Origin of the sequence: Pseudomonas sp. SK3(2021) (genome assembly GCF_016772375.1) — a bacterium.
Classification (GTDB): Bacteria; Pseudomonadota; Gammaproteobacteria; order Pseudomonadales; family Pseudomonadaceae; genus Aquipseudomonas; species Aquipseudomonas chlororaphis_I.
On the sequence record NZ_CP061943.1, the window covers coordinates 4,271,540 to 4,292,835 of the forward strand.

The window sequence follows — 21,296 nt, forward strand, 5'->3', positions numbered from 1 at the left end:
AAGGTCGGGCGCAGCCGGGTATTACAGAGCCATGTCAGCCGACGGGTTGCTCTCTTGCGCTTTCGGCTTGGCGCCAGCCGGCTGCTGAGGAGCGGCGGTCTGACCGATGGCCGGTGGCGGAGTCAACTGCAGCACTTGGCTGGTGTAGGCCCACTCTTGAACGACACGCTCAGGACTGCCGTTGAGCTGGGTACCGTAGCTCGGCACGATCTGGTGCAGCTTCGCCTGCCAGGCAGGAGTCGCGACTTTGTCCTTGAAGACCTTCTCCAGCACGCTGAGCATGATCGGCGCAGCGGTCGAAGCACCTGGCGAGGCCCCCAGCAGGCCGGCAATGCTGCCGTCCTTGGCGCTGACGATCTCGGTACCCAGCTTCAGCACGCCACCCTGCTGCTCGTCACGCTTGATGATCTGCACGCGCTGGCCGGCCTGCCACAGACGCCAGTCTTCAGCCTTGGCGTTGGGGAAGTACTCTTTCAGGGCATTCAGGCGATCTTCATCCGACAGCATCAGTTGGCCGGCGAGGTACTCGACCAGCGGGTACTCCTTGATGCCGACCTTGGTCATAGGCCAGATGTTGTGAGTGGTGGTAGTGGTCAGCAGGTCGAGGTACGAACCTTCCTTGAGGAACTTGGTAGAGAAGGTCGCGAACGGGCCAAACAGGATCACGCGCTTGCCGTCCAGCACGCGGGTGTCCAGGTGCGGAACCGACATCGGTGGAGCGCCGACCGACGCCTTGCCGTAGGCCTTCGCCAGGTGCTGCTCGGCGATCGCCGGGTTCTCGGTCACCAGGAACGAGCCGCCCACAGGGAAACCGGCATATTCCTTGGCTTCAGGGATGCCCGACTTTTGCAGCAGGTGCAGGGCACCGCCGCCCGCGCCGATGAACACGAACTTGGCGTCGGTCTGGGTTTCAGTACCGTCTTTCAGGTTCTTGTACACCACGCGCCAGGAGCCATCTTCGTTACGCTTGATGTCTTCCACTTCGCTCGACAGCTTCAGCGAGAAGTTCGGCTGGGCTTTCAGGTGGCCGACGAACTGGCGGGTGATCTCGCCGAAGTTCACGTCGGTGCCGAGCGGCGACCAGGTGGCGGCGATCTTCTGCTTCGGATCGCGCCCTTCCATCATCAGCGGGACCCACTTCTTGATCTGTTCCGGGTCTTCGGAGTACTGCATGCCGGCGAACAGCGGGCTCGCCTGGAGCGCTTCGTAGCGTTTCTTCAGGAACTTGATGTTGTCATCGCCCCACACGAAGCTCATGTGCGGAGTGGAGTTGATGAACGAACGCGGGTCCTTCAGGACATTGTTCTTGACTTGCCACGACCAGAACTGGCGGGAAACCTGGAACGCTTCGTTGATCTCGATGGCCTTGGCGATCTCGACCTTGCCGTCCTTGTTTTCCGGGGTGTAGTTCAGTTCCGCCAGGGCAGAGTGACCGGTACCGGCGTTGTTCCAGCCGTTCGAGCTTTCTTCGGCAACGCCGTCGAGACGCTCGACCATTTCCATCGACCAGCCCGGCTCCAGCTCATTGAGCCAGACACCCAGGGTCGAACTCATGATGCCGCCACCGATGAGCAGCACATCCACTTTCTTGGTCTCGGCGGCGTACGCGGAGCTGAGCCCCATCGTCATCGCCAAGCCCAGCAGGGCCGTGTTCACTTTTTTCAACATACAGTAGTTCCTACGATAGAACGCCATCCGCCCCCCCATTCTCGATCATCAGTCGCCCCGGCACCGCCATGGGTTCCCGCACTCAGAAGAACTGAAGGGTGGGCACACAAGGCCGACATGACACTATCGACCTCAGTTTATATGTCGCTCCTGCGCTGACTTCTTATTCGCTATTGGCTTCAGCTACTTGAGTGACACTATTTTGTTGGAACGCCTTCGGACAGCATCGATCGACGGTCCGAAACGCCCGCTAAAACCACATTCCCACAGAGAGACTAGTCGGGTGTAACCAAAGGAGTGAATCAACAACACCCGGTATTACGATCGGCCTGCTGCCGATGCCCTCGATCACCGCCTGACAGCGACAAGACCACGGGGATAGCTACAGGGATCGCCCCCAACCCTGGCAGCCCTCCTGCTGAAAACGGACATAATGGCCATCATGGGTGGTGGCTAACGCGTCATTGTCTACCGGACGGATAAAGCCGTCAAAAAAACTGTCAGATTTATCCTGTTTTTATGCAGAAAAGCACCTTGATGATTCAAGAACTTGCCTGAGTGCGAGCAACTGAGCCCTCCGGACAAGACCCGGCGAATACCAGGCGCAAAAAAGCCCTGAACACTCAGGGCTTTTTTGTGGGTGAGGTCCTGCAGTTCCGCGGAGCAGGCTGTCACTTTGACAGGCCCTTCACGCAAGGCATGAAGCGGCCTTACAGGCAATCCTGCACGGCCTTTTTCAGCACGGCGGACTTGGCCCAGGGGGTTCCCTGGTAGAGCGAGACCAGGCTGCCGTTCTTCGACTTCACCACTTCCACGACCTCATCCGATGCCAGGCTGCCAGGGGCGGTGATCCGATAACCGTTGGAGATATCGGCCTGGGTGCTCCTGGGCGTCTCACGCTGCCAGGCCGGCAGAACACACTGCGCATAGTCTTTTGGCGTTTTGCCAGTCAGCTCACTGACATTCGGTTTGCCCGGTGCCAAAGCCGTGGGTAACGAACACCCTGCCAACAATCCCATCAGCGACGCCCCTAGCCAAACTCGCATATGTCTTCCTCAACCCTAAAAAATCGAGAAATGTATCATTTGCCCGCGCCGACCGTTAGCAACACCTGCCTCTTTCGCCGAACGGTATCCCACCCGGCGATCATCACCCGATATCCGTTAAAAAAAACGTTAACCCCATCACGCTCCCGAACAGGCAAATGACAGTTTGTCCGCAGCGGACCCGATTGGCGGAAAATTCCCGCTGCCTGTCGCCTGCGCACCTTCCTGCGCCCTGGGTCCGCCGGCTAGTTTGAGCCACCAGCCCAGCCTTCGGAAAATAGCCATGACTCATCAAGGAAGCTGCCTGTGCGGCGGCATACGCTACGAAATAAACGGAGAACTGACAGATGTGCTGAACTGCCACTGCTCCATGTGCAGAAAGCTGCATGCAGCTGCCTTTCGGACCCGCGCCAAGGTCAGGAGCCAGGATTGGAAAACCCTGTGTGGGGAGCAGTTGCTGTCCTTTTACCAATCCTCCCCCGGGGAATGGAAAAGCTTCTGCTCCGTCTGTGGCTCCAGCCTGTTCACCCGTTTTGATGCCGACCCACATGTACTCGGATTCCCCTTGGGGACCCTGGACAGCGATCCTCAAGTCAGCGCGAGCCGCCATGTCTTTGTCGGGAGCAAGGCGCCCTGGTTCACCATCACCGATGACCTGGCGCAACATGACACCTATTGAAGGCGGTTTCAGCCAGGGGCGTCTGGGAGGCCGGACAATGCTGCGAGGTATTTGAGGAACGAACTGTGACTGTTCATACAGTTCGGATGAGTGGCGCAAGCCAACGCGTCCTTTTGGGAATATCTTGAATCGCCAACACCCAAACACAGCCCAAAGGACGCGGCGATGAACAGCATCAAGACTTTCGAAATCCGCTACTGTTTCGCAGGTTCGCAAAGGACCTTCACTTACCAGGGCGCGCGATTGAGCGACAGCGACACCTGGTATCTGGCCTTTCTGCATTCCGGGTGCCTGATTACCCACGACACCCCCTGCGGCGGGACTTACCGCACCATGCAGACATTCGCCGAGCGCAGTGGCGTCACGCTGGCTAACTGGAGAGAGCTGTCTGAAAAGACCTAGCCCTGCCTCCCCGCAACCGTTCAGACGTCACCTGCGGCATTCGCGCAAGGAAGCGCGCTCAACCTGCCCGATACTCAACGTGCACAACGACTAGAAACCGCCGGCAAATGCCCGGCGCCCCGCCCTGATTTCAGTCCGCAACTCACCGACAAGATTGGCCACCGCGCGAACACTGGTGAGCTGCTCGGTCGAGACCCCGGTAATGAACAGATCGATCCGTCCGCTTTGCGGCTCGAAAACCTCGATCGCCAGGGAGCCGTCGGGGTTGACGGTGCAGGTGCAGGAAAGCGGCAGGAAACCGGACTCCAGGATCCGGCAAAGCTCATCCATCGAGAGCATGGGAATTCCTCCTTGGCGGCGCCACTTGGAGAGAGTGCCCGTTGAGAATAGGTCACAAGAACGGGACTCATACCAAGGCATTCACTGGAAAGTGTTATCCAGCACGCATTTTTACCTGGCCAATCCGCTCAGTGGCACGGTGCGCACAGGGCTCCGACCGTCCGTCGCGGCAGCTCCGCCCGGGAGCATTTTGACGCTGGACCGGCCAGGCGTTATGGTCGCTGGGCTTTCGCACCTTCCCAACCCGAAACGACTTCCTCCAACCCCATCCAGGATCGCCGATGGCCGTACCCGAACACCCGCATGAAGTGGCCCTGCAGAAGTTTCTCGCGGCGCGCCCGGAGCTTCGTGAAGCACTCGATCACCTCAACCCCTTGGCTGCCCAGGCCAGGGGCGAAACCCAGGAGCAATACCGCGCGGAGCGCCTGCACGAAGCCTTCGAGGCCGAGGCGGAACGCCAGGGCCTGTTTGCCTGGGAACTGAGCCTGCAACTGACCGCGCAGAGCGCGGAGGAGTATGCCGCGCGGCGGCTCGACGTGCACCGGGAAGTGGCGGAAATGGCCGGCATGCCCTGGAGCGAGTATTGCCAGCTACACGGCCTGCCACGCGATTGAGTGCCGCTCGGGCCTTCGATAAAGGATCACTGTCACCATGAGTCAACGCTGATGCTGCCCTCTTCCACCAGCCTTAGTAGTAACCCGGACCTGTTGCGGCGCCAGAAATGGCGCGGCCGCATAGGCCTGTGCCTGGTCGCCAGCCTGTCTGTCCTGGCCGGCATGACCGACGCTATCGGCTTCATGGCCACCGGGGACTTCGTCTCCTTCATGAGCGGCAACACCACGCGCCTGGCCGTCGCCATCAGCGATGCCGACCTGGCCCTGAGCCTGCATCTGGTACTGCTGGTCGCCACCTTCATCGCCGGCAACGCCCTGGGCATAGTCGTCAGCCGCTTTGGCGGACGCCGGGCCTTGCCGCTGCTGCTGTGCATTGCCACGCTGCTGTGCGCGGCAGCCGCCTGGCCGTTTGAACAACGGCTACCGGCCGTGCTGGCCGCGATCATCTCCATGGGCATGCTCAATGCCGCTGTCGAGGAAGTGAACGGGCTTCCCGTGGGCCTGACCTATGTCACCGGCGCCCTGTCGCGCTTTGGCCGCGGCCTGGGCCGCTGGATGCTCGGCGAGCGGCGCAATGGCTGGCGCGTGCAACTGGTGCCCTGGAGCGGCATGTTCGCCGGTGCCGTGCTGGGCGCCGTTCTGGAGCAGCATCTCGGCCTGGCGGCACTGTTCGTCAGCGGCCTGCTGTCGGCACTGCTGGGGCTGCTGTCGCTGAAGATCCCCCACCGCTGGCAACTGGGCTATATGCCGCGCTAAAGCCACTTCGCCGGGCCCGGCATAAAGCTTTATCATGGCCCCAGGTTTGCAGACAGAGTTCTTCATGAAGTTCGCCATTGCCCTTTTCTCCGCCGCTCACGCGCCCTCCTCGCGCCGCGCCCTGGCATTCGCCCAGGCAGCGCTGGCCGGTGGCCACGAGATCGTGCGGCTGTTTTTCTATCAGGATGGCGTGCACAGCGCATCGGACAACATCGTCACCCCGCAGGACGAACTGGACCTGCCCGCGCAATGGCGAACCTTCGTCAGCGAGCACCAGCTCGATGGCGTGGTGTGTATTGCCGCGGCCCTGCGCCGGGGAGTGTTGAACCAGGAGGAAGCCGCGCGCTACCAGCGCCCGGCCGTCAACCTGAGCGCGCCCTGGGAGCTTTCCGGGCTCGGCCAGTTGCACGACGCCATACAGGCGGCCGACCGCCTGATCTGTTTCGGAGGGCCATGAAACATGGCGCAATCCCTGTTGATTATCAGCCGCCAGGCGCCCTGGTCCGGCCCCGGCGCTCGCGAGGCACTGGATATCGTGCTGGCGGGTGGCGCCTTCGACTTGCCGATCGGCCTGCTGTTTCTCGACGACGGTGTGTTTCAGCTGGCCCCCGGGCAGCAAGCCGTCGCCGTGCAGCAAAAGGACCTCAGCGCCAATCTGCAGGCCCTGTCGCTGTTCGGGGTCGAGCAGGTGTTCGCCTGTGGCGCCAGCGTGGCGGAACGTGGTCTCGACCCGGCCGCACTGAACCTGGACGAGGTGCAGGTCCTGGCCCCGGCCGAACTCGGCGCACTTATTGACCGTTTTGACCAGGTGATCACCCTCTGATGTCGACCTTGCACGTGCTCTCCCACTCGCCCTTCACCGATTCCCGGCTGACCAGTTGCCTGCGCCTGCTCGGCCCGCAGGATGCCCTTCTCCTGTGTGGCGACGCGGTGTACGCCCTGCAGCCTGGCAGCGCGCCGCTGGCGGCCCTGCAGGCACGCGGCGAGGCGCTGGCACTCTACGTCCTGGCGGAAGACCAGCAGGCCCGAGGCCTGGAAGTTCCGGCCTGGGCCACGAGCATCGACTACCCGGCGTTCGTCGCGCTGTCGATCCACTACGACAAGGTCAACAGCTGGTTATGAATGCATTGACTGTCGGCGAACGCGCCATCGCCCTGGACAAGGACGGCTACCTGGTGGAACTGGACGACTGGTCCAGCGAGGTGGCCAATGCCCTGGCCGCGGCGGAACAGATCGAACTGACGCCCGAGCACTGGGAAATCCTCGAGCTGCTGCGCGGTTTCTATCAAGAGTTCCAACTGTCGCCCGCAACCCGCCCACTGATCAAATACACCGCCTTGAAGCTGGGCCCGGACAAGGGCAACAGCCTGCACCTGAACCGACTGTTCAAAGGCACTCCCGCCAAACTTGCCGCCAAGCTGGCGGGCCTGCCCAAGCCGACCAATTGCCTATGACCGATTTCGCCCCGCTGACCACCGAAACGCCCGCCGAGCATCCTTTCGCACAGTTCGTGCGCATTCTCGGCAAAGGCAAACGCGGCGCTCGCAGCCTCACCCGTGAAGAGGCCCGTGAAGCCATGGGCATGCTGCTCGACGACAAGGTCGAGGACACCCAGCTCGGCGCCTTCCTGATGCTGTTGCGGCACAAGGAAGAAAGCCCCGAGGAACTGGCCGGCTTTACCGAAGCCCTGCGCGAGCGACTGCAGGCGCCACCGATCAAGGTCGACCTGGACTGGCCCAGCTACGCCGGCAAAAAGCGCCACCTGCCCTGGTTCCTGCTGGCCGCCAAGTGCCTGGCGCAAAACGGCGTGCGCATCCTGCTGCACGGCGGTGGCGCCCACACCGCCGGCCGGCTGTACACTGAGCAATTGCTGGAGCGGTTGCAGATACCGCTGTGCCGCGACTGGCAGGCCGTCGGTAGCGCACTGGACCAGGGCAACCTGGCCTTTATCCCCCTGGGTGACTGGGCGCCCCAGCTGCAGCGCATGATCGACCTGCGCAACACCCTGGGCCTGCGCTCGCCGATCCACTCCCTGGCGCGCATCCTCAACCCGCTGGGCGCGCGTTGCGGCCTGCAAAGCATCTTCCATCCCGGTTATCAGGGCGTGCATCGCGATGCCAGCGGCCTGCTGGGGGACAACGTCATTGTGATCAAGGGGGACGGCGGCGAAATCGAGATCAACCCGGACAGCGCCAGCCATCTGTACGGCAGCACCGGTGGTGTCAGCTGGGATGAGGAGTGGCCGGCGCTGTCCGGGCAGCGCCATGTCAAACCGGCCGCCCTCGATCCCGAGCACCTGAAAGCCGTCTGGCGCGGCGATGTGCAGGACAGCTACCCGCAACTGGCGCTGATCGCCACCATGGCCCTGGCCCTGCGCGGGCTTGGCATGCCCCGGGAACGGGCTTTCGAGCAGGCTCAGCAATACTGGGACGCCCGCGACAAATCGATTTAGCCGATCATAATCGCCCGACTTTTGCGTAATTCGTTCGAACTCCTCGGATTAAACTGCACACCAATGCACACTGACCGAGGAGTTTTTTATGGGCCTGCTGATTGAGGGACGCTGGCACGACCAGTGGTACGAAAGCAGCAAAGACGGCGCCTTCCAGCGCGAACAGGCGCAACGCCGCAACTGGGTGACCGCCGACGGCAAGCCAGGCCCAAGCGGCGAAGGTGGCTTCCGCGCGGAAGCCGGCCGTTATCACCTGTACGTTTCCCTCGCCTGCCCCTGGGCGCACCGCACCCTGATCCTGCGCAAGCTCAAGGGCCTGGAAAGCCTGATCGATGTGTCGGTGGTCAGCTGGCTGATGCTGGAACAGGGCTGGACTTTCGACCGGGCCCTGGGCTCCAGCGGCGACAAGCTGGATCACCTGGATTTCCTGCACCAGCGCTACACCGCCGATACCCGCGACTACACCGGCCGCGTCACCGTGCCCGTGCTCTGGGACACCCAGCAGAAACGCATCGTCAGCAACGAGTCGGCGGAAATCATCCGCATGTTCAACAGCGCTTTCGATGACTTGAGCGGCAACGGCCTGGACTTCTACCCGGAACCGCTACGCCGCGAAATCGACGAACTGAACGCACGCATCTATCCCGCGGTGAACAACGGCGTGTATCGCGCCGGCTTCGCCACTTCGCAGAAGGCCTATGAAGCGGCCTTCGACGATCTGTTCAGCGAACTCGATTGGCTGGAACAGCGCCTGGGCGGCCAACGCTACCTGGCCGGCGAATACCTGACGGAAGCGGACATCCGCCTGTTCACCACGCTGATTCGCTTCGACGCGGTGTATTACGGTCACTTCAAGTGCAACCTGCGGCGGATCGCCGACTATCCGAACCTGTCGAACTGGCTACGAGAGCTGTATCAGTGGCCGGGGATCGCCGAAACCGTGGACTTCACCCATATCAAGGGGCACTACTACGCCAGCCACCGCACCATCAACCCGACTGGCGTCGTGCCGAAAGGGCCGGCGCAGGACTTCGATGCAGCGCATGATCGCAAGCGTCTGAGCGGGCGTGGGGTTTGGCGGAAGAATTGAGGCAAGTGGCCAAGCGCTATCGCGGGTAATCTCGCTCCTGCAGAACAGGCTTCTGTGCAGGAGTGAGATCGCCCGCGATGCTGTTCAGACCTGCGACTGCGCGCCTTCGAACCAGGCCAGCTTCTCGCGAAGCTGCACCACTTCGCCGACGATCACCAGGGTCGGCGCATGCACTTCATGCTCCGCCACCAGCTTCGGCAGATCCGCCAGGGTGCCGGTGAACACCCGCTGGTTGGAGGTCGTGCCCTGCTGGATCAAGGCGGCCGGCGTATCCGCCGAACGGCCATGCTGGATCAGTTGTTCGCAGATCACCGGCAAGCCCACCAGGCCCATGTAGAACACCAGGGTCTGTGCAGGCGCGACCAGGTCGGCCCAAGGCAGATCGGTGGTGCCATCCTTCAGGTGCCCGGTGACGAAACGCACGGACTGCGCATAGTCACGATGGGTCAGCGGAATCCCGGCATAGGCGGCACAGCCGCTAGCGGCGGTAATCCCCGGCACCACCTGGAACGGAATGCCCTGGGCCGCCAGCTCTTCGATCTCTTCGCCGCCACGGCCGAAGATGAACGGATCACCGCCCTTCAGGCGCAGCACGCGCTTGCCCTGCTTGGCCAGGTCCACCAGCTGCTGGTTGATCTGTTCCTGGGGCAAGGCATGATCGGCACGGCGCTTGCCGACATACACCCGCTCGGCATCGCGCCGGCACAGCTCGAGAATCGCCGGTGCCACCAGACGGTCATAGAGCACCACGTCGGCTTGTTGCATCAGGCGCAAAGCGCGGAAGGTCAGCAAGTCCGGATCGCCCGGCCCCGCCCCCACCAGATACACCTCGCCCGGCGCATGGGGCGCTTCGCCGGCGATCTTGGCTTGTAGCAACCGCTCGGCCTCCTCGCCCTGCCCGGCCAGTTGTCGGTCGGCGATCGGTCCCTGGAACACGTCTTCCCAAAAGGCACGACGCTGCTGCACGTCCGGAAACAGGCCCTTGACCTGATTGCGAAAACGCGCGGCCAGGCCGGCCAGTTGACCGTAGGTCGAGGGAATCCAGGTTTCCAGCTTGGCCCGGATCAGGCGCGCCAGCACCGGCGCATCGCCGCCGCTGGAGACGGCAATCACCAGTGGCGAACGGTCGACGATCGCCGGGAAGATCACGCTGCACAAGGCTGGCGCATCCACCACATTGACCGGCACGCAACGCCGATGGGCGTCGGCGGAGACCTGGGCATTGAGCGGTTCGTCGTCGGTGGCGGCGATGATCAGCACGCAGCCGTCCAGGTCCGCCTCGACATAACCGCGCAACCGGCATTCGCCGCCGCTGGCCGTGACCAGCTCGCGCAACTGGGGTTCCACTTCAGGTGCAACTACCCGCAGCAGCGCACCGGCATCGGCCAGCAGGCGGGATTTGCGCAAGGCAATCTCCCCGCCGCCGACCACCAACACACGACTGCCGCGCAGGTTATGAAACAGCGGCAGAAATTCCATTTAGCCGATGACCTCGAGGCCGCCCATGTAAGGCTTGAGCACCTCAGGCACACGGATCGAACCGTCGGCCTGCTGGTAGTTCTCCAGCACCGCCACCAGGGTACGACCGACCGCCAGGCCGGAACCGTTCAGGGTGTGCACCAGTTCCGGCTTGCCGGTTTCCGGGTTGCGGAAGCGCGCCTGCATGCGGCGGGCCTGGAAGTCGCCACAGTTGGAGCACGACGAAATTTCGCGGTACTTGTCCTGGCTCGGGATCCACACTTCCAGGTCGTAGGTCTTGACCGCGCTGAAGCCCATGTCGCCGGTGCACAACGCCAGGGTGCGGTAAGGCAACTCCAGCAGTTGCAGGACTTTCTCGGCGTTGGCGGTCAGGCCTTCCAGGGCGTCCATGGAGGTCGATGGCTCGACGACCTGGACCATCTCGACCTTGTCGAACTGGTGCTGGCGGATCATGCCGCGGGTGTCGCGGCCCGACGAACCGGCTTCGCTGCGGAAGCACGGGGTGTGGGCGACGAACTTGATCGGCAGTTGCTTCGAATCGAGGATCTCGCCGGCCACGATATTGGTCAGCGACACTTCGGCGGTCGGGATCAGGTACAGATCGGCTTCGTTTTCACGGCTGATCTTGAACAGGTCTTCTTCGAACTTCGGCAACTGGCCGGTCCCCACCAACGCCGGTGCCTGCACCAGGTAAGGGGTGTAGGCCTCTTCGTAACCGTGTTCGCTGGTGTGCAGGTTGATCATGAACTGCGCCAGGGCGCGGTGCAGGCGGGCGATCGGCCCGCGCAGCAGGGCAAAACGCGCGCCCGACAGCTTGGCCGCGGTCTCGAAGTCCAGCCAGCCGTGCTTTTCGCCCAGGGCGACGTGGTCCAGGATCGGGAAATCGAACGCCGTCGGCGTGCCCCAGCGGCGTACTTCGACGTTGCCGTCTTCGTCGTCGCCAACCGGCACCGATTCGTGAGGCAGGTTCGGGATGCCCTGCAGGATCGAGTCCAGCTCGGTTTGAATGGCATCCAGCTCGACCTTGCCGGCCGCCAACTCGCCCGCCATGCGCTCGACATCAGCCATCAGCGGCGCGATGTCTTCGCCGCGCTGCTTGGCCTGACCGATGGACTTGGAGCGCGCGTTACGTTCGGCCTGCAGTTGTTCGGTGCGGGTCTGGACGGTCTTGCGCTGTTCTTCCAGCGCTTCGATGCGTGCTACATCCAGGACAAAGCCACGGGATGCCAGGCGGTCCGCTACGTCCTGAAGGTTGCTACGTAACAGTTTGGAATCGAGCATGTCGGTCTCTCGTTTATCAAAGTTTGGTCAGGGACAGGCCGGCCCAGGTCGCGAGCAGCCCGCCGAATACGCTGATGGCCGCATAGCCCAGGGCCAGCGGTATCTGTCCGCTTTCCAGCAGACGCACCGTATCCAGTGAAAAGGATGAAAAAGTCGTCAGGCCGCCAAGGAAGCCCACCATCAACCCGGCGCGCACCTCGATGGGCACCTCCGGGCGTATCAGAAACAGGCCGTACAGCACGCCGATCAGCAGGCAGCCCACGATATTAACGGCCAGCGTCGCGGTATAGAAGTGCCGTGGCCAATTGGCGCTGATCCAGTTGCCGGTGGCAAAGCGCAACAGGGTTCCGGCAACACCGCCCAGCGAGACGGCAACGATCAACGGGATCACGGTTTTCTCCGCTGCTTGGGGCTGGTCCGGTCAAGCTCCGCCAGATGCTTGAGCTTCTCGCCGATCTTCAGTTCCAGGCCACGGGGCACGGGCTGATAGAACGGCTGCGGCTCCAGCGCCTCGGGAAAATAGTCTTCACCGGCCGCGTAGGCATCCGGCTCATCGTGGGCATAACGGTACTCGTCGCCGTAGCCCAGTTGCTTCATCAGTTTGGTCGGCGCATTGCGCAGGTGCAGCGGCACTTCCAGCGAACCATGTTCGGCGGCGCTGCGCATGGCGGCCTTGAAACCCATGTACACGGCGTTGCTTTTCGGCGCGCAGGCCAGGTAGGTGATGGCCTGGGCCACCGCCAGCTCGCCTTCGGGGCTGCCCAGGCGCTCCTGCACATCCCAGGCGGCCAGGCACAGGCTCAATGCCCGCGGATCAGCATTACCGATGTCTTCGCTGGCCATGCGCACCACGCGGCGCGCCAGGTACAGCGGGTCGCAACCACCGTCGAGCATCCGCGCGAACCAGTACAGGGCACCGTCCGGGCTGGAACCACGGACCGACTTGTGCAGCGCCGATATCTGGTCGTAGAAGGCTTCGCCGCCCTTGTCGAAACGCCGACGGGTATCGCCCAGCAGGCTTTGCAACAGCTCGACACCGATTTGCGTGCCGTCTTCGGCAAGATCGGAGGCGTTCTCCAGCAGGTTGAGCAGGCGCCGGCCATCGCCATCCGCCGCCGCCAGGAGCATCTGGAAGCCTTCCTCACTGAGGCTCAGCTGGCGTTTGCCCAGCCCGCGCTCTTCAGTCAGCGCCCGCTGCACCAGCTTGTGCAGCGCCGCCTCGTCGAGGCTCTTGAGCACATAAACCCGAGCCCGGGACAACAGTGCGTTGTTCAGCTCGAAGGATGGGTTCTCGGTGGTCGCGCCGATGAAAATCAGGGTGCCGTCTTCAACGTAAGGCAGGAAGGCATCCTGCTGGGACTTGTTGAAGCGGTGCACTTCGTCGACGAACAGGATGGTCCGGCGCCCGTACTGGGCCGCCTGCTGCTTGGCGATTTCCACCGCCTGGCGGATCTCCTTGACCCCGGCCAACACCGCCGAGACCGTTTCGAAGTGCGCATCCGAGACCTTCGCCAGGAGCCGAGCCAGGGTGGTCTTGCCCACGCCCGGCGGCCCCCAGAAGATCATCGAGTGCAAGGCCCCCTGCTCCAGCGCTTCGCGCAGAGGCTTGCCGCGGGCGAGCACATGCTCCTGACCGACGTACTCGTCCAGGTTGGCCGGGCGCAAGCGCGCGGCCAGGGGTTGGGCGATCGGGTCACTGCGAAACAGATCCATGGCGGACGATTGAAACCTCTTGGCGTCGACTTATTCTTGAATCACGTCGGCACCCTTGGGGATGTCGAACTTGAACTTGGAAGCGGCGATCGGCTCGTTGGCCTTGACCCCGGTGAACAGGATATTGGTGCGCTGGCCAACGCTGTCGATCAGTTGCATGTCATTCACCAGGCCATTGCGGAACGACAGGCGCAGGCTGTCGAACAGGGTGTCCTTGGTTTTCGGCTTGAGGATGAAGTCGACCACGCCACCGGCTTCCTTGGCGCTGATGTCGAAGCTTTCGCTGATTTTCGACACATCGCCCGACAACAACAAGGCCGGGGTCTGGGTCAGGCGCTGGTCCAGGGTCTTGATGGTGACCTGCTCCAGGTCCGGGTCCCACAGGGAAACCTTCTTGCCGTCGGAGACCATCAGTTGCTCCTGCGGCGCATCGGTGTGCCAATAGAACAGGCCCGGGCGCTTCAGCGCCATGTCCCCAGCGGTTTCCTGCAGCTGGGTGCCGCTGCCGTCGAGGGTCAGTTGCGAAAACCGTGCGGTCAGGGTCTGGGACTTTTCGAGCAACTGGGTCAGGCGCGCCACGTCTTTCTGATCGGCATGGGCCGACAGCGTCGTTAAAGCCAGTACCGGTACCAGCAACATGCGGATAAGACGCATGGGAGTCCTCATTAGATTCGTGGAAAAAACCGGCGGCGCAGGGTCACGCCGCCTGTATCGGGTCATTGTCAGTCGCGCATCGGACCCGGCGCTATCACTTCGCGGGAGCCGTTGGTGTTCATGGCGGTCACCACACCGGCCATTTCCATGGCTTCGATCATGCGGGCCGCGCGGTTGTAGCCGATCTTGAGCTTGCGCTGAACCGCGGAGATCGACGCCCGGCGACTCTCGAGGACGAACTGCACCGCTTCGTCGTACAGCGCGTCGGTCTCGGCGTCGTCACCGTCGCCACCGCCGCTGCCACCGTCGAAGCCGCTGCCGGCTTCTTCGACACCGTTGAGGATGTCGTCGTTGTACTCCGGTGCGCCACGCAGCTTCCAGGCTTCCACCACACGGTGCACTTCATCGTCGGAGACGAAGGCGCCATGGACGCGGATCGGCAGGCTGGTGCCCGGCGGCATGTAGAGCATGTCACCGTGGCCCAGCAGTTGTTCGGCGCCGCCCTGGTCGATGATGGTCCGCGAGTCGATCTTGCTCGATACCTGGAACGCCATGCGGGTCGGGATGTTGGCCTTGATCAGGCCGGTGATCACGTCCACCGACGGTCGCTGGGTCGCCAGGATCAGGTGGATCCCCGCGGCACGGGCTTTCTGGGCGATCCGCGCGATCAGTTCTTCGACCTTCTTGCCGACGATCATCATCATGTCGGCGAATTCGTCGACCACCACGACGATGGTCGGCAGCTTGGTCAGCAGCGGCGCTTCGTCGTGGATGCTTTCGCGGTTGTACAGCGGGTCGGTCAGCGGCGTACCGGCTTCGATGGCTTCCTTGACCTTGGCGTTGAAGCCCGACAGGTTACGCACGCCCATCTTGGCCATCAGCTTGTAGCGCCGCTCCATCTCGGCCACGCTCCAGCGCAGGGCGTTGGCGGCGTCCTTCATGTCGGTCACCACCGGGCACAGCAAGTGCGGGATGCCTTCGTAGATCGACAGCTCGAGCATTTTCGGGTCGATCATGATCAGCTTGGCGTCTTCCGGGCCGGACTTGAACAGGATCGACAGGATCATCGCGTTCACCCCCACCGACTTACCGGAACCGGTGGTACCGGCCACCAGCAGGTGAGGCATCTTGGCCAGGTCGGTGATGATCGGCTTGCCGCCGATATCGTGGCCCAGGGCCAGGGTGACCGGGGATTTGAAGTTATCGTATTCCGGGGTCGACAGCACTTCGGAGAAGCGCACGATCTGCCGGTCTTCGTTGGGAATCTCGATACCCACGGTGGTCTTGCCGGGAATCACTTCCACCACCCGCACGCTGGTCACCGCCAGCGAACGCGCCAGGTCCTTGGCCAGGTTGGCGATGCGACTGACTTTCACACCGGCGGCCGGCTGGATTTCGTAACGGGTAATCACTGGGCCCGGGTGGATGGAGTCCACCGATACCTCGACCCCGAACTCCTTGAGCTTGATTTCCAGCAAATGGCCGACGGCGGCCAGCGATTCGGGGGAATAGTTGAGCTGTTTCTTTTCCGCCGGATCGAGAATCGAGATAGGCGGCAATGTGCCTTCGACCGCGCTGTCGATGAACAGCGGGACCTGTTTCTCTTTCTGCACGCGCTTGCTTGGCTCGGGCGCCTTTGCCGGGACCGGGGCGATCACCGGCGGGACCTGCTTCTCACGATCGGACATGTGCTTGCTCAGGGCCTGCTCGCGCTCGATCAGGCGCTCCTTGACCTTGGCCTGCTCACGTTTGTCGGTCACGGTCGGAGCGACCACTTCGTCGACCCGGGCATCCACTTCACGCAACTGGGCGACCAGTTGCTTGCGCTCGGTACGGGCCGCCCACCAGCGGTTGGCGGCGCCCTGGAACAGTTCGAACAGGTCGAGGGTGATCTTGCCGGTCACATCCATGACCTTGAACCAGGAAAGATCGGTAAACACGGTCAGGCCGAACAGGAACAGCGCGATAAACATCAGCGTACTGCCCTGGATGTTCAGCGCATTCTTGGCCAGGTCGCCCAGGCTTTCACCCAGCGCCCCGCCCGCGCCGGCCGGCAGGCCGGTCGCCGCATGAAAATGGATATGCGCCAACGCGGCACCGGACAGCACCAGGAATACCAGGCCGATCAGGCGCCAGGAAAACAGCCAGCCGCTCCACTGCCATGGCTCATGGCGTTGACGGAAGATCTGATAAGTCTTGATCGCCAATAACAACGGGAAGATATAGGCGAAGTAACCCAACACCATAAACAGGATATCGGCGCTGTAAGAACCGGCAGGACCGCCGAAGTTCTGCACATCTTCGATCTTGCTGTTATGGCTCCAGCCCGGATCGTCTTTGCCATATGTCAGCAATGCCATCATCAGGAACAGGCACAAGGCCCCAATGGCGATCAACGCACCTTCCTTGAGGCGGTAGTGCAATTGCTGGCGCCAGAGTGGGACTACTGTTTTAGGTGCTGCGGTGGATTTCTTCAAAACGCGTCTTTTCCTGCGCCATGGGCGCGTCCAACTGTTGATCGACTAAAAAATACTGCCCAATCCAGGCAGGTAAAAAAGTTGACGAGCATAACTGGGGCTACTTTTAACATTCTGCCCACGCATTGCGAAACTGTAAGAGCTGCCGCGTGCAATGCCGATGTATTCCATATAGGCCTGCAAACCCGCATTGTACGGGTTTGTAAGCGCCGTGCCACGCTGCTCAATACTGGGTGTAGCATAAGCCAGGAACACTTCACGCAGTATTCAATTTGAGCACGCATTCTCTTTTGTGACAAAGGCTTATGAGGTGTTTTTATGACAGAAGCGAAGCATTCACGCCTGATCATTCTGGGCTCCGGCCCCGCCGGTTACAGCGCTGCCGTTTATGCCGCCCGCGCCAACCTCAAACCGACCGTCATCACCGGCCTGCAAGCCGGCGGCCAGTTGACCACCACCGTCGAAGTCGACAACTGGCCTGGCGATGTCGAGGGCCTGACCGGCCCGGTGCTGATGGAACGCATGCAAAAACACGCTGAACGCTTCGACACCGAGATCGTCTACGACCACATCCATACCGCGGAGTTGCAGCAGCGCCCCTTTGTCCTCAAGGGTGACAGCGGCGTCTACAGCTGCGATGCACTGATCATCGCCACCGGCGCATCGGCCCAATACCTGGGCCTGCCCTCCGAAGAAACCTTCGCCGGCAAGGGTGTGTCGGCCTGCGCCACCTGCGACGGCTTCTTCTATCGCGATCAAGTGGTTGCCGTGGTCGGTGGTGGCAATACCGCCGTGGAGGAAGCCCTGTACCTCTCCAACATCGCCAAAGAGGTGCACCTGGTGCACCGGCGCGACAAGCTGCGCGCAGAAAAAATCCTCCAGGACAAGCTGTTCGAGAAAGCCGCCAAGGGCAATATCCGCCTGCACTGGAACCAGAACCTCGATGAAGTGCTGGGCGACGCCAGCGGCGTCACCGGTGCCCGCCTGCGCGATAGCCTCAGCGGAGAAACCCGGGAATTGGCGCTGACCGGCGTATTCATCGCCATCGGCCACAAGCCCAATACGGACCTGTTCAAGGGCCAGCTGGAAATGCGCGACGGCTATCTGCTGGTCAAGGGCGGCAGCGAAGGCGACGCCACGGCCACCGGCATCCCGGGCGTGTTCGCCGCGGGCGATGTGGCCGACCCTGTGTATCGCCAGGCCGTCACTTCCGCGGGCGCGGGCTGCATGGCGGCCCTGGATGCGGAGAAATTCCTCGACGACAACTGACCTCCCGACCTACGCTTGCGGCGGGCCTTGCAGGGCCCGCCACCGCCCTCCCCTTCCGCAAGTCTGAATGCCATGCTGACCTGGTTACAACGCAACAACTTCGACTTCCCTCCGCTGGAAAAGGCCCTACGCGACCCCAACGGCCTGCTGGCCGCCGGCGGCGACCTGTCGGCCGACCGGTTGATCCAGGCCTATCGCCACGGCTGCTTTCCCTGGTTTTCCGAAGGCCAGCCCATCCTCTGGTGGTCGCCCGACCCGCGTACAGTGTTATTTCCAGACGAACTGCATGTATCCCGCAGCCTGGGCAAGCTGCTGCGCCAGCAACGCTACCAGGTCACCTTCGATCAGGATTTTGCCGCGGTCATCAGCGCTTGTGCGGCGCCACGCCCTTATGCCGACGGCACCTGGATCACCGAATCGATGCAGAATGCCTACCTCGAGTTGCACAGGCGCGGCCATGCCCATTCGGTCGAGGTCTGGGATCAGGGCTTGCTTGTGGGTGGACTGTATGGACTAGCAATGGGCCAGCTGTTTTTCGGCGAGTCGATGTTCAGCCGGGCCGACAATGCGTCGAAATTCGGCTTCGTCACGCTGGTCCAACATTTACAGGCATGGGGCTTCGCCCTGATCGACTGCCAGATGCCCACCGACCACCTGCACAGCCTGGGCGCCCGCGCCATCCCACGCCAGGAGTTCGCCGGCTATCTGCAGCACCACCTGGACCAGCCCAGCCGCGCCATATGGGTTTCCTAGGCGGGTTTTGCCGGTGTGGCTTACACTTAATTCAAAGCTAATCCCGAGGGTTGATTCATGACCGAGTTGGCGCGTTTGAAGTTCTATGCCACTCAGCCCCACTCTTGCAGCTACCTGCCCGAAGAACAGGCGACCACGCTGTTCCTCGACCCTAGTCAGCCCATGGATGTGCATGTCTACGCAGATCTGTCAGAAATGGGCTTTCGTCGCAGTGGCGACCACCTGTACCGGCCGCATTGCCAGAACTGCAATGCCTGTGTTCCGGCACGTATTCCTGCAGCGCAGTTTGTACCCAATCGTCAGCAAAAGCGCATTCTCAAACGCAATGCCGACCTGAAGGTCCAGCCTGTCAAACCGGGGTTCAGCGAAGAGTATTTCGACCTTTACCAGCGCTACATCGAGCAACGCCACGCCGATGGCGACATGTACCCGCCCAGCCGCGATCAGTTCTCGACCTTTCTGGTTCGCGACTTGCCCTTCTCCAGGTTCTACGAGTTCCGTCTCGATGAGCGCCTGCTTGCCGTGGCCGTCACCGACCTGTTGCCCAATGGCCTGTCCGCGGTCTACACCTTCTACGAGCCCGATGAAGAGCGCCGCAGCCTCGGTCGCTACGCCATTCTGTGGCAAATCGGCGAAGCCTTGCGCCTGAGCCTGGACGCGGTCTACCTCGGATACTGGATCAAGAACTGCAAAAAGATGAACTACAAGACCCAATATCGGCCCATCGAGCTGCTGATCAACCAGAGATGGGTCATCCTGAACTAGAAGCCCTTGGCTTGAACCCCACTTTTCGGGCACAATGCACGCCGCTTTTGCCTGGCGCAGTTGCACCGGGCCATTCACTGGACACCGAGGGCTTTACTGCATGTCGAAAGAAGACAGCTTCGAAATGGAAGGCACTGTCGTCGACACCCTGCCCAACACCATGTTTCGTGTGGAGTTGGAAAATGGGCACGTCGTAACCGCGCATATCTCCGGCAAGATGCGCAAGAACTACATTCGTATTCTTACCGGTGACAAAGTGCGCGTCGAACTGACGCCCTATGACTTGAGCAAAGGGCGCATCACTTACCGCGCTCGCTAAACAAGTCAATACAAGACGCCCGGCTCATACCGGGCGTTTTTGTTTGCCTGCGATTTGCTCTTGCTGCCTACAAAACAGATATAAAAAAGGCGCCTTGCGGCTAATGCCGATCAGTTAAGCCCTTCTGCTTGACCTTTGGCCGCAAGAAATCAAAATCCGATGCCTGAATAGGCATCGGATTTTTTTATGCGTCTGGCTCGGGCACTGGAACTGACCCACAACATCGTCTCAACCCCCAATTCGCTTGAGGGATTGGACTCGTTGCTTGACCCCTCTCTGGTCGAGCAGGCCCTGGAACAGGCTGGTGTGGCCACTCTGCGCAAGCGCCGTTTGCCCTTGGAGATGATGCTTTGGTGCGTCATCTCCATGGCGTTTTTTCGGCGCATGTCGGCGTGGGATGTGGTCAGTCGCATGAACATCATGCTGCCTGGGCAACGTCCGCTGGTCGCGCCCAGCGCCGTAGTCCAGGCCCGTCGGCGATTGGGCAGCGAGGCCGTACGACAAGTCTTCGATCTGACACAGAAAAGCTGGCATGAAGCGGCCGGCCATCCGACCTGGGCCGGGTTGCGTTTGCTGGGGGTCGATGGCGTCGTCTGGCGAACGCCCGATACACCCGAAAACCGTGCGCGTTACGACTCCGCCAGCAATCAACATGGCGATACCGGTTTTCCTCAGGTACGCATGGTTTGCCAAATGGAGCTGACCAGTCATTTGTTGATCGGCAGTGCCTTTGACGGCTATCGCAGCAACGAAATGAAGCTGGCAGAGCAACTGATCGACACCACGCCGGATCACTCGCTGACGCTGTTCGATCGCGGTTTTTACTCCCTGGGGTTGCTGCATCAGTGGCAACAGGCCGGCACCGAGCGGCATTGGCTGATGCCGTTACGCAAAGGGGCGCAGTACGAAGTGATTCAGCGGTTGGGCCGTCAGGATGCGGTGGTCTCGTTAAACACTTCGCCGCAGGCCCGCAAGCAATGGCCGGGATTGCCGGAGCGCCTGACTGCAAGGCTCCTGAGCAAAACCGTCAAGGGCAAGGTCTGTCAGATTTTGACGTCAATGGCCGACCCGCTGCGCTTCCCATCCGATGAAATCGTCGACCTGTACAGCCATCGCTGGGAGATCGAATTAGGGTTCAGGGAGATGAAACAGACACTGCTCAACAGCAGCTACACGCTGCGTAGCAAGACGCCCGAGATGATCGAACAAGAGTTGTGGGGTGTGTTGCTGGGCTACAACCTGTTGCGTTATCAGATGGTGGAAATGAGCCGCCATTGTCCGGGCATCCATCCGTGCGAACTGAGCTTCACCGCCTGCACCTGGGCGATCCTGGGGTTTATCAACGGGGTTTCTGCGGATCGCTCAGGGAACATCCCCAAATATCTCGCCGAATTGCATGCCTCGACCCCGCACTATGTCTTGCCACATCGCCGGGAAGAGCGTGCTTATCCACGGGCCATCCGGCTCAAATCGCCGAAGTATCCGATCAAAAATAAAAATGCCAGTCAGCTTAACTGACTGGCATTAGCCTTGCGGCGCC

The 21,296-nt window shown here is 61.7% G+C and carries 24 protein-coding genes; 15 read left to right on the forward strand and 9 right to left on the reverse strand.

Annotation, left to right across the window (positions count from 1 at the left end):
* Positions 1-21: 21 nt before the first annotated feature.
* Entirely contained in the window at positions 22-1,668 is a 1,647-nt protein-coding gene (mqo, locus tag IF690_RS18670; protein WP_202696875.1) for a malate dehydrogenase (quinone), read from the reverse strand.
* Positions 1,669-2,378: 710 nt separating this feature from the next.
* Positions 2,379-2,714 (reverse strand): hypothetical protein, encoded by a 336-nt coding sequence (locus tag IF690_RS18675; protein ID WP_202696876.1) that lies wholly within the window; start codon positions 2,712-2,714, stop codon positions 2,379-2,381.
* A 283-nt stretch (positions 2,715-2,997) separates the two neighbouring features.
* On the opposite strand from IF690_RS18675, the gene IF690_RS18680 reads away from it, so the two are divergent.
* Together IF690_RS18680 and IF690_RS18685 are read left to right on the forward strand one after the other, a co-directional pair.
* Positions 2,998-3,393 carry a GFA family protein gene (locus IF690_RS18680; protein ID WP_202696877.1) on the forward strand — a complete coding sequence of 132 codons (396 nt, stop codon included), beginning with the start codon at positions 2,998-3,000 and terminating at the stop codon, positions 3,391-3,393.
* A gap of 165 nt (positions 3,394-3,558) precedes the next feature.
* On the forward strand, positions 3,559-3,795 hold the full coding sequence (locus IF690_RS18685; protein ID WP_202696878.1) for a DUF6555 family protein: 237 nt from the start codon (positions 3,559-3,561) through the stop codon (positions 3,793-3,795).
* 90 nt (positions 3,796-3,885) lie between these two features.
* Here IF690_RS18685 and IF690_RS18690 read toward each other — a convergent pair whose 3' ends face one another.
* Entirely contained in the window at positions 3,886-4,134 is a 249-nt protein-coding gene (locus IF690_RS18690) for a DUF1652 domain-containing protein (RefSeq protein ID WP_202696879.1), read from the reverse strand.
* 281 nt (positions 4,135-4,415) lie between these two features.
* Between IF690_RS18690 and IF690_RS18695 the strand changes: the two genes are divergently transcribed.
* From IF690_RS18695 to IF690_RS18730, 8 genes are all read left to right on the forward strand, one after another.
* Positions 4,416-4,748 (forward strand): DUF6388 family protein, encoded by a 333-nt coding sequence (locus IF690_RS18695; RefSeq protein WP_202696880.1) that lies wholly within the window; start codon positions 4,416-4,418, stop codon positions 4,746-4,748.
* 51 nt (positions 4,749-4,799) lie between these two features.
* Positions 4,800-5,504 carry a YoaK family protein gene (locus IF690_RS18700; RefSeq protein WP_202696881.1) on the forward strand — a complete coding sequence of 235 codons (705 nt, stop codon included), beginning with the start codon at positions 4,800-4,802 and terminating at the stop codon, positions 5,502-5,504.
* Between the two features lie 64 nt (positions 5,505-5,568).
* Positions 5,569-5,961: a sulfurtransferase complex subunit TusD gene (gene tusD, locus IF690_RS18705; RefSeq protein ID WP_202696882.1), complete on the forward strand. Its 393-nt coding sequence runs from the start codon at positions 5,569-5,571 to the stop codon at positions 5,959-5,961.
* A gap of 3 nt (positions 5,962-5,964) precedes the next feature.
* Positions 5,965-6,327, forward strand: coding sequence for a sulfurtransferase complex subunit TusC (gene tusC / locus IF690_RS18710; protein ID WP_202696883.1), 363 nt, complete (start codon positions 5,965-5,967; stop codon positions 6,325-6,327).
* Entirely contained in the window at positions 6,327-6,626 is a 300-nt protein-coding gene (gene tusB / locus IF690_RS18715) for a sulfurtransferase complex subunit TusB (RefSeq protein WP_202696884.1), read from the forward strand. The genes tusC and tusB overlap by 1 nt, the downstream gene beginning before the upstream one ends.
* On the forward strand, positions 6,623-6,958 hold the full coding sequence (locus IF690_RS18720) for a TusE/DsrC/DsvC family sulfur relay protein (protein WP_202696885.1): 336 nt from the start codon (positions 6,623-6,625) through the stop codon (positions 6,956-6,958). Before tusB ends, IF690_RS18720 begins: the two co-directional genes overlap by 4 nt.
* Entirely contained in the window at positions 6,955-7,956 is a 1,002-nt protein-coding gene (locus tag IF690_RS18725) for a glycosyl transferase family protein (protein WP_202696886.1), read from the forward strand. Before IF690_RS18720 ends, IF690_RS18725 begins: the two co-directional genes overlap by 4 nt.
* A gap of 88 nt (positions 7,957-8,044) precedes the next feature.
* The gene (locus tag IF690_RS18730) at positions 8,045-9,046 is read left to right on the forward strand and encodes a glutathione S-transferase family protein (protein ID WP_202696887.1); all 1,002 of its coding nucleotides are present in this window, start codon (positions 8,045-8,047) and stop codon (positions 9,044-9,046) included.
* 84 nt (positions 9,047-9,130) lie between these two features.
* Here IF690_RS18730 and cysG read toward each other — a convergent pair whose 3' ends face one another.
* From cysG to ftsK, 6 genes are all read right to left on the reverse strand, one after another.
* Positions 9,131-10,525 (reverse strand): siroheme synthase CysG, encoded by a 1,395-nt coding sequence (gene cysG / locus IF690_RS18735; RefSeq protein ID WP_202696888.1) that lies wholly within the window; start codon positions 10,523-10,525, stop codon positions 9,131-9,133.
* On the reverse strand, positions 10,526-11,806 hold the full coding sequence (gene serS, locus IF690_RS18740) for a serine--tRNA ligase (RefSeq protein ID WP_202696889.1): 1,281 nt from the start codon (positions 11,804-11,806) through the stop codon (positions 10,526-10,528).
* Between the two features lie 16 nt (positions 11,807-11,822).
* On the reverse strand, positions 11,823-12,197 hold the full coding sequence (crcB, locus tag IF690_RS18745; RefSeq protein WP_023964430.1) for a fluoride efflux transporter CrcB: 375 nt from the start codon (positions 12,195-12,197) through the stop codon (positions 11,823-11,825).
* On the reverse strand, positions 12,194-13,519 hold the full coding sequence (locus IF690_RS18750) for a replication-associated recombination protein A (protein ID WP_202696890.1): 1,326 nt from the start codon (positions 13,517-13,519) through the stop codon (positions 12,194-12,196). The genes crcB and IF690_RS18750 overlap by 4 nt, the downstream gene beginning before the upstream one ends.
* 30 nt (positions 13,520-13,549) lie before the next feature.
* Positions 13,550-14,173: an outer membrane lipoprotein periplasmic chaperone LolA gene (lolA, locus tag IF690_RS18755; protein ID WP_007929220.1), complete on the reverse strand. Its 624-nt coding sequence runs from the start codon at positions 14,171-14,173 to the stop codon at positions 13,550-13,552.
* Between the two features lie 68 nt (positions 14,174-14,241).
* The gene (gene ftsK, locus IF690_RS18760; protein WP_202696891.1) at positions 14,242-16,650 is read right to left on the reverse strand and encodes a DNA translocase FtsK; all 2,409 of its coding nucleotides are present in this window, start codon (positions 16,648-16,650) and stop codon (positions 14,242-14,244) included.
* Between the two features lie 318 nt (positions 16,651-16,968).
* On the opposite strand from ftsK, the gene trxB reads away from it, so the two are divergent.
* The 5 genes from trxB (at position 16,969) to IF690_RS18785 (ending at position 21,274) form a co-directional block, all read left to right on the forward strand.
* A complete protein-coding gene (gene trxB / locus IF690_RS18765) occupies positions 16,969-17,919 on the forward strand; it encodes a thioredoxin-disulfide reductase (RefSeq protein ID WP_202696892.1) in 951 nt (316 codons plus the stop codon).
* A 72-nt stretch (positions 17,920-17,991) separates the two neighbouring features.
* Positions 17,992-18,672 carry a leucyl/phenylalanyl-tRNA--protein transferase gene (gene aat / locus IF690_RS18770; RefSeq protein WP_202696893.1) on the forward strand — a complete coding sequence of 227 codons (681 nt, stop codon included), beginning with the start codon at positions 17,992-17,994 and terminating at the stop codon, positions 18,670-18,672.
* 57 nt (positions 18,673-18,729) lie between these two features.
* A complete protein-coding gene (locus tag IF690_RS18775) occupies positions 18,730-19,437 on the forward strand; it encodes an arginyltransferase (protein WP_202696894.1) in 708 nt (235 codons plus the stop codon).
* Between the two features lie 100 nt (positions 19,438-19,537).
* Entirely contained in the window at positions 19,538-19,756 is a 219-nt protein-coding gene (infA, locus tag IF690_RS18780) for a translation initiation factor IF-1 (RefSeq protein ID WP_002553999.1), read from the forward strand.
* Between the two features lie 186 nt (positions 19,757-19,942).
* Positions 19,943-21,274 carry an IS4 family transposase gene (locus IF690_RS18785; protein ID WP_202696895.1) on the forward strand — a complete coding sequence of 444 codons (1,332 nt, stop codon included), beginning with the start codon at positions 19,943-19,945 and terminating at the stop codon, positions 21,272-21,274.
* Positions 21,275-21,296: the final 22 nt, after the last annotated feature.

Coding starts and splice junctions, on each gene's coding strand:
- mqo (WP_202696875.1), bottom strand. CDS start 1,668: ATGTTGAAAAAAGTGAACACGGCCCTGCTGGGCTTGGCGATGACGATG.
- IF690_RS18675 (WP_202696876.1), bottom strand. CDS start 2,714: ATGCGAGTTTGGCTAGGGGCGTCGCTGATGGGATTGTTGGCAGGGTGT.
- IF690_RS18680 (WP_202696877.1), top strand. CDS start 2,998: ATGACTCATCAAGGAAGCTGCCTGTGCGGCGGCATACGCTACGAAATA.
- IF690_RS18685 (WP_202696878.1), top strand. CDS start 3,559: ATGAACAGCATCAAGACTTTCGAAATCCGCTACTGTTTCGCAGGTTCG.
- IF690_RS18690 (WP_202696879.1), bottom strand. CDS start 4,134: ATGCTCTCGATGGATGAGCTTTGCCGGATCCTGGAGTCCGGTTTCCTG.
- IF690_RS18695 (WP_202696880.1), top strand. CDS start 4,416: ATGGCCGTACCCGAACACCCGCATGAAGTGGCCCTGCAGAAGTTTCTC.
- IF690_RS18700 (WP_202696881.1), top strand. CDS start 4,800: ATGCTGCCCTCTTCCACCAGCCTTAGTAGTAACCCGGACCTGTTGCGG.
- tusD (WP_202696882.1), top strand. CDS start 5,569: ATGAAGTTCGCCATTGCCCTTTTCTCCGCCGCTCACGCGCCCTCCTCG.
- tusC (WP_202696883.1), top strand. CDS start 5,965: ATGGCGCAATCCCTGTTGATTATCAGCCGCCAGGCGCCCTGGTCCGGC.
- tusB (WP_202696884.1), top strand. CDS start 6,327: ATGTCGACCTTGCACGTGCTCTCCCACTCGCCCTTCACCGATTCCCGG.
- IF690_RS18720 (WP_202696885.1), top strand. CDS start 6,623: ATGAATGCATTGACTGTCGGCGAACGCGCCATCGCCCTGGACAAGGAC.
- IF690_RS18725 (WP_202696886.1), top strand. CDS start 6,955: ATGACCGATTTCGCCCCGCTGACCACCGAAACGCCCGCCGAGCATCCT.
- IF690_RS18730 (WP_202696887.1), top strand. CDS start 8,045: ATGGGCCTGCTGATTGAGGGACGCTGGCACGACCAGTGGTACGAAAGC.
- cysG (WP_202696888.1), bottom strand. CDS start 10,525: ATGGAATTTCTGCCGCTGTTTCATAACCTGCGCGGCAGTCGTGTGTTG.
- serS (WP_202696889.1), bottom strand. CDS start 11,806: ATGCTCGATTCCAAACTGTTACGTAGCAACCTTCAGGACGTAGCGGAC.
- IF690_RS18750 (WP_202696890.1), bottom strand. CDS start 13,519: ATGGATCTGTTTCGCAGTGACCCGATCGCCCAACCCCTGGCCGCGCGC.
- lolA (WP_007929220.1), bottom strand. CDS start 14,173: ATGCGTCTTATCCGCATGTTGCTGGTACCGGTACTGGCTTTAACGACG.
- trxB (WP_202696892.1), top strand. CDS start 16,969: ATGACAGAAGCGAAGCATTCACGCCTGATCATTCTGGGCTCCGGCCCC.
- aat (WP_202696893.1), top strand. CDS start 17,992: ATGCTGACCTGGTTACAACGCAACAACTTCGACTTCCCTCCGCTGGAA.
- IF690_RS18775 (WP_202696894.1), top strand. CDS start 18,730: ATGACCGAGTTGGCGCGTTTGAAGTTCTATGCCACTCAGCCCCACTCT.
- infA (WP_002553999.1), top strand. CDS start 19,538: ATGTCGAAAGAAGACAGCTTCGAAATGGAAGGCACTGTCGTCGACACC.
- IF690_RS18785 (WP_202696895.1), top strand. CDS start 19,943: ATGCGTCTGGCTCGGGCACTGGAACTGACCCACAACATCGTCTCAACC.